This window comes from Oscillatoria sp. HE19RPO, assembly GCF_024220515.1.
Taxonomy (GTDB): Bacteria; Cyanobacteriota; Cyanobacteriia; order Cyanobacteriales; family Laspinemataceae; genus Laspinema.
Genome location: NZ_JAMXOT010000445.1, coordinates 1 through 7,654 on the forward strand (window position 1 = coordinate 1; position 7,654 = coordinate 7,654).

At 49.3% G+C, this 7,654-nt stretch carries 2 protein-coding genes; one reads left to right on the top strand and one right to left on the bottom strand.

The features are described from left to right. Window positions 1-274: 274 nt before the first annotated feature. Entirely contained in the window at window positions 275-2,884 is a 2,610-nt protein-coding gene (acnB, locus tag NG833_RS29235; protein ID WP_254568782.1) for a bifunctional aconitate hydratase 2/2-methylisocitrate dehydratase, read from the bottom strand. Window positions 2,885-3,556: 672 nt separating this feature from the next. Here acnB and NG833_RS29240 point away from each other — a divergent pair. Further along, window positions 3,557-7,423 carry a PAS domain S-box protein gene (locus tag NG833_RS29240; protein WP_254568783.1) on the top strand — a complete coding sequence of 1,289 codons (3,867 nt, stop codon included), beginning with the start codon at window positions 3,557-3,559 and terminating at the stop codon, window positions 7,421-7,423. Window positions 7,424-7,654: the final 231 nt, after the last annotated feature.

Here is a 7,654-nt window from a genome sequence, read left to right on the forward strand (position 1 = left end):
GCAATGCTTGCGCCCTCCGGAGGGCGCAAGCATTGCGCCCCTACATTGAGGGGGCTACTCCGTTGATCCGTCATACGAACGAACGTTTTGGAGATTTTATTTTTTGGAGTTCCCTTAACTCACGGTAGAGTTTTAGTCCCTGAACCTCTAACTGATAGCGTTTCCCAAACCGGGAAAGTAAAGACAGGATATGGATCTAGTCCGTAGGAGCATCAAGCTTCCCTAGATATCTGTACCTCATGAATCCGGGAACCGCTACAGTCTGGGCGTGCAGTTATTTACCCGCGCCGACAGGCATTCCCAAAATATCCTCAATCTTGGGCAACTCTTCCAACGGAATAACTCGACCTTCATCCTCAAATCCTTGGATTTGGTCAAAGTTCAAATACCGATACAAATCATCAGCAAAGGGATTGATTTTCTCCGTGACAATTGCTTGATATTCTTCCACCGTGGGAATCCGTCCGAGTAAGGCACAAACTGCTGCTAATTCCGCTGAACCGAGATACACTCGCGCATCTTTGCCCATGCGATTATTGAAATTGCGCGTCGAGGTAGAAAACACCGTTGCGCCATCGTCAACTCGGGCTTGGTTGCCCATGCAAAGGCTACAACCGGGCATCTCAGTCCGGGCATTGGCGGCTGCAAAAATGTTGTAAATGCCCTCAGCTTTTAACTGTTCTTCATCCATCCGGGTGGGAGGACAAATCCACAGGCGGACCTTGACTAATCCTGCTCCTTCTAATACTTTGGCAGCAGCGCGATAATGGCCGATATTGGTCATGCAGGACCCGATGAAGACTTCATCAATTTTATCTCCGGCACATTCGGACATTAATTTAATGTTGTCCGGGTCATTGGGTGCAGCAACAATCGGTTCTTTAATCTCGTTCAAGTCGATTTCTAGGGTTTCCACATACTCGGCATCGGCATCCGCAGACATGAGTTGGGGATTCTCTAACCATTGCTCCATTTTGGCGACTCGGCGCAGGATGGTGCGAGGGTCTTGATAGCCTCGGGCGGCCATATTTTTTAACAGCGTCACGTTCGATCGCAGGTATTCGGCGACGGTTTCCTCACTCAGTTTAATAGTAGAACCGGCACAGGAGCGTTCTGCGGTGGCGTCGGTGAGTTCAAAGGCTTGTTCTACTTTCAAATCCGGTAAGCCTTCCATTTCCATAATCCGCCCAGAAAACACATTCTTTTTGTTCTGTTTCTCGACAGTGAGCAATCCTTTTTGGATGGCAACATAAGGAATGGCATTGACAATATCCCGCAGGGTAACACCGGGTTGCAATTCCCCTTTAAACCGCACTAACACCGATTCCGGCATATCTAAAGGCATGACGCCTAAAGCCGCCGCAAAGGCGACTAAGCCGGAACCTGCGGGGAAGGAGATTCCCAGGGGGAAACGGGTGTGAGAGTCGCCTCCGGTGCCGACGGTATCCGGGAGTAGCATCCGGTTTAGCCAGGAGTGGATGATGCCATCTCCGGGACGTAATGCCACGCCGCCTCGGGTGGAAAAGAAGTCGGGGAGTTCTTTTTGGGTGGTGATATCCACGGGTTTGGGATAGGCGGCGGTATGACAGAAACTCTGCATGACTAAATCGGCGGAGAAGCCGAGACAGGCGAGTTCTTTGAGTTCGTCGCGGGTCATGGGTCCGGTGGTATCCTGGGAACCAACGGTGGTCATTAGGGGTTCGCAGGCGGTGCCCGGACGGACGCCTGAGACGCCGCAGGCTTGTCCGACCATTTTTTGGGCAAGGGTGAAGCCTTTGCCGGAGTCGGTGGGGATTTCGGGACGGGTGAAGATGGGGCTGATGTCGAGTCCAGTCGCCTTGCGGGTTTTGTCCGTCAGCGATCGCCCGACAATCAGGGGAATCCGTCCCCCCGCGCGCACTTCATCCAGGATGGTGTTCGGTTTGAGGGTGAAAGTGGAAATCACCTCTCCCGCTTCGTTGGTGATTTGTCCTTTGTAGGGATGGATGGTAATCACCATGCCGGTTTCCAGGTTGGTGACGTCGCACTCGATGGGCAATGCACCGGAGTCTTCGGCAGTGTTGAAGAAAATCGGGGCGATCGCACCCCCTAGGATATAGCCCCCAGCCCGTTTATTGGGAACGCAGGGGATATCATTGCCGATATGCCACAAGACGGAGTTAATCGCCGATTTACGGGAGGACCCGGTTCCCACCACATCCCCCACATAGGCGACAGGATGTCCTTTGCCCTTGATTTCCGCTAAGGTTTCTAGCGCCCCGTCCATGCGGGATTCTAACATCGCTAGGGCGTGCAGGGGAATATCTGGGCGCGTGGTGGCATGAGAGGCGGGGGACAAGTCGTCGGTGTTGGTTTCCCCGGGGACTTTGAAGACGGTGACGGTGATTGTTTCAGGGACGGGAGGGCGAGAGGTAAACCATTCGGCATTCGCCCAGGAGTCGATCGCCTGCTTGGCATAAGGGTTGGTTTCGGACAACTCCAGGACATCATGCATGGCATCAAACACCAGCAGGGTTTTCTTGAGGGCATCAGCAGCAGCTTGGGCGATGGTGTTGTCGCCGGATTGCAGCAGATCGATTAAGGATTGGACATTATAGCCGCCCAACATGGTGCCGAGGAGTTCGATCGCCTCCAAGGGGGAAATCAGGGGAGAGGTGACTTCGCCTTTGGCAATGGCGGTGAGGAAGCCAGCTTTGACGTAGGCAGCCTGATCCACTCCGGGGGGGATGCGATCGCGCAGCAGGTGCAGGAGGGTTTCTTCTTCTCCAGTTGGGGGATTTTTCAGCAGTTCACAGAGTTCTGAGGTTTGCTGGGCATCTAAGGGCAGGGGCGGAATGCCTTGACTGGACCTCGATGCGGCCTGTTGACGGTAGGATTCTAGCATTGCAGGTGTCTCCTCTAACGGTATCGCTAATTTTAGTGTAGGAATGGGTTAGATTCAGTAGGCACTTTGACAGGATGAGGGATTGTTGCTGGGGGGAGGGGAGAAGTTGTTCGTCCGGCCCCTAGGGACCGGGTGACATCCCAAAAGCTTATGGGGCAGTCGTTCTGGCTGTAAAGATTTATGTACAATCCTTAATTTTTTTGGATACCTCTTACAATGACTGGGACAACTGAACTCTCCACCCGCATCTACCGACCTCAACCAGCGCTTTAGGAGCGTTAGCCCGGTTAGGCGGTTAACATTTCATCTCGTTAGGACCCGATTTTTTGCATCACTCTAATGATTTCAGGGCTATTGAGCGCTATGTTTAACCCGCAAGGAAGAGGCATGGGAGTGATTAGCTTCATCAGGGTAATCTAGGTACAGAGGCTTGAAGGGTAACCGGGGTTTTCATCAACAAAGAGCCGGTGAACTGTCTTGTGGCCCGAGGAACGGGCTTTTTTGTTAAGTATTGGCACAAGTTCTGTCTGCCGAGCCGATGGGCTTGAATGAATTTTAATTAAAACTGTTTTACAAAAGGGCCACAGAATATTAAGATTAATTAAAAAATGTTCATACAATTTTTTAAATGAGATGGGCCGAGAGTTTCCCAACGAGAGGGAAGGAGTGTGGATGAGCTTAGTGGAACATAATGAAGAGATAGAATGGAGCAATGAAGAGCAGGAACAGCAGGAGTTAGAACGCCAAAGGGTCAAGGAGGAAGCTACCCTGAGTTACATCAACCCGGACGGGTCTATTTCCAGTGATTTACCCGTCTCCCTAGAGATTTGCGGGACCAACTGTCTGTTTGAGGCGATCGCCGAACGGATTTCTGTGCCGATCGCCTTGACCAATTCTACCGATGGCAAGATTGTCTATGTTAATGATTGCTTTCGGGAGCTTTTCGGCTTTAGAGGCACTGAGCCGATTAATCGCCACCAAGACTGTTTTTATTATAACTTAACGGAAAGAAAAAAACTCCTCGATACCCTCCAACTTCAAGGGGTCATCAAGAACTATGAACTGGTGGCGAAGAAAGCCAATGGCACACCCTTATGGGTGAGTGTGTCCATTGAGGCATTGACAGTGGGAAAGGATTTGCTGTACTTTCAAACCTTCAAAGACATTAGCGAGTTCAAGGAAGTCGAGAACATCCTACAATCCCTGGACAACGAAAAAGCCCCGGTGACGGGAGAGCAGTTTTTCCCCGCCTTGGCTTGCTATCTTGGGTCATTGTTGGGAATGCGCTACGTCTTCATTGGAGAAGTAGTTGGGAACAAAGCTTCTGTGGTGAAAGTTCGGGCATTCTGGGAGGGAGGCGAACTGACGGGTTCGAGCTTGAATGAGCAATTGTGCGAACTGGAATATCCGATCGCCGGGACCCCTTGGGCCAAAGTCCTGCAATGTGGAACTGACTGGATTGCCGATGATTTTAAGTCGCACCTGTCTCTAGGGAACCCCCTGGGTAAGCTAGAAGCTTGCAGCTACTTGGGAGTCCGATTGGTGGATATGCATGGCAAACCGATCGGGTTAATGTGTGGATTCGACGATCGCCCATTAATCGACGTTCACCGCGCCCAATTGGTCTTGAGTATATTTGCGGGACAAGCCGCTGCCGAACTCGATCGCCAGCGCACACAACGGGCATTGCAGCAGAGTGAAGGGCGATTGTTGGCTGCGTTTAAAGCGGCCAAAATGGGAGTTTGGGAGTGGGATTTGCAGTCAGGAATTGTTACCTGGTCTGATGAAGTTCACGCCATTTTAGGGGTGGAAAAGGTCAGCTATAACCCCACCATTGGTAGTTATATTAAGACCATTCAACCGGAAGACCGGCCTTTGGTCCAAAGCACAATTGTGCAGGCGATCGCCGCTAAAACGAACTACGAAAGTGAATATCGGATCCTGCATGGTCAAACCGACTCTATCCGCTGGATTGTCAGTAAAGGAGAAGTCCTCTGCGACAGTACCGGCCAAGTCGTGCGGTTAATCGAAACCCTGACCGACGTGACGGAACGTAAGCAAACTCAGGCGGCCTTAATTGAATCCGAAGCTAATTTAAGGGCAATTTTCAATTCATCCGCTCAATCTATTGTTTTAATTGACCGCAATTATAAAATTAAAGATGTTAATAAGACGGCCAGGGAAACCGTTAAAACCTTATGGGATAAAACAATTCAGCCCGGAGATTTTGCCTACCAATATGTCTCGAATACTGGGTTGAAACTCTTCAACCAAAGCTTTTATCATTGCCTCCAAGGAATGCCCGTACAAGTCCAGCAGAAAATCTTGGGAAATACGGGAACTGAATACTGGTTTGAAATTAACGGGCAGCCTATTTTTGATGAAAGAAATCAGATTATTGGAATTTGCCTGAGTGCCTTTAATATTACCGAACAGAAAAATGCCGTAGAAGCCCTGGCTAAAAGTGAAAAACGCTTTCGCTCTTTAGTCCAGAATTCATCGGATATTATTACCATTTTAGAAGAAGATGGAACGATTCGGTATCAAAGTCCATCGGTGGAAAGAATTCTCGGCTATAAACCCCAAGATTTAATCGGTGACAATGGGTTTAACTACATTCACCCCGAAGACAAAGAGGGGATTTATACTCTTTTTACCCAAGCCTTGGAACAACGAGGCGGGGTGGTTGAGAGTGAATTTCGCTTTCTTCATGCCAGTGGGAAATGGGTTACCCTAGAGTCTGTGGGCAGCAACCTGCTTCAGGAACCGGGAATTACGGGATTTGTGCTCAATTCCCGGGATGTCACGGAGCGCAAAGAACAAGAAGAACGCCTGCGACTCTTTGAAAGAGCGATCGCCGCCAGTAGTAATGGCATCGTTATCTCCGAGTATAACAAAGATAATGCCGTGGTTTACGTCAATCCCAGTTTTGAAAAAATGACCGGGTATTCCTACACCGAAGCCACGGGACGCAACTGCCGATTCCTACAAGGTCGCGATCGCCATCAACCGGCATTACAAGAATTGCGAAAGGCCATTCGCAACGGACAAGATTGCAAAGTCACCTTACGCAATTATCGCAAAGATGAGACATTATTTTGGAATGAACTGAGTCTGTCTCCCGTGGAAAACGAACGGGGGGTAATTACCCACTATATTGGGGTTCAAACCGACATCAGCGAGCGGAAGCGGGCGGAAGAAGAACTGATTCATCAAGCCTATTATGACCCCTTAACCGGACTGCCGAACCGTGCCTTTTTAATGGAACGACTCCGGGAAGCCAGCGCCCGCAACAATCTGCAAAGCGATCGGCAAATCGGGGTTTTATTTATCGATATTGACCGATTTAAACGAGTCAATGATAGCTTAGGTCATGCTGTCGGGGATATGCTCTTAATTGCGATCGCCTTCCGCCTAGAACGCTGTCTAAATTCTCAAAATACAATTGCCCGTCTCGGGGGCGATCATTATGTCATCCTCTTAGAAGATGTCCAAGGCATTGAAGAGGTTAGCGACTTTGCAGAAAAAATCCATCAACAACTTAAAGCACCCTTTACCTTTGAAGGACACGCCGTCTTTATTACCGTTACCATCGGCATCGCCCTCAGTTCCATCGAGCATGAAGTCAGCGCCGATTTACTCCGGAACGCAGATATCGCCATGTATCACGCCAAACGCAGTGGCAAAGCTCGCACTGCTATCTTTGATAAGGCAATGCATGACCGGGCTGTGGAACTCTTACGGTTAGAAAATGATTTGCGCCGAGAACTCCATGAAGCCGACAGCCTCAATCAAACCTCTCTTAAACTCGCCTATCAACCCATCGTATCTCTATTCGACGGTAAAATCGTCGGATTTGAAGCATTGCTGCGCTGGCATCACCCTCAACGAGGCTTTATTCCCCCTGGCGAATTTATTCCCCTGGCAGAAGAAACGGGCTCAATTGTCCCCTTAGGCATCTTAGTCCTGCGGGAAGCTTGTCAACAACTCGTGGAATGGCAAACCCGATTTCCCTCGCTCCGTAAAGCTGGGGTCTTAAAAATGAGCGTCAATTTATCCGGCAAACAATTTCTCCAACCGGATTTAGTTGAAGACATCGATCGCATCCTCCAAGAAACAGGTCTCAATCCGGCTTTCTTAAAGCTGGAAATTACCGAAAGTGTCCTGATTGAAGATACCCAAGCCGCCAATCAAACCCTCTGGCAACTTAAAGAACGAAACATTCATTTATCCTTAGATGACTTCGGAACTGGCTATTCTTCCCTCTCTCATTTAGCTGAGTTTCCAATTGATACCTTGAAGATTGATAAATCATTTGTGCAACGGATCGGCACCGAAGGTAAAAATTTGGAAATCATTCAGGCGATCGTAACTTTAGCCCACGGTTTGGGAATGGATGTCACCGCAGAAGGGGTAGAAACCCCTGAACAACTGGCAGAACTTAAATCCTTGGGGTCTGAAGATGGACAAGGTTATTTTTTCTCTAAACCCTTGTCTGCTGAAAAGGCCACCCTGTTGCTTAGACAGTCTATCTCGTAGATTTCTTGTATCCTGTTTGATTGATCATCCCAAGTGACCTAACCCCTAGCCCTGTCCAAATAATAAATTGAATCACCCCAAAGCCATAATGTCATGTAGCCGCGCTTCGAGAAGCGCCTGTCCAAATAATAAATGCAATCACCCCAAACCCTAATATCATGTAGCCGCGCTTCGAGAAGCGCCTGTCCAAATAATAAATGCAATCACCCCAAACCCTAATATCATGTAGCC

Excerpts from the sequence above, each read along its gene's own strand:
- NG833_RS29240 (WP_254568783.1), top strand. The coding sequence starts at position 3,557 with ATGAGCTTAGTGGAACATAATGAAGAGATAGAATGGAGCAATGAAGAG.
- acnB (WP_254568782.1), bottom strand. The coding sequence starts at position 2,884 with ATGCTAGAATCCTACCGTCAACAGGCCGCATCGAGGTCCAGTCAAGGC.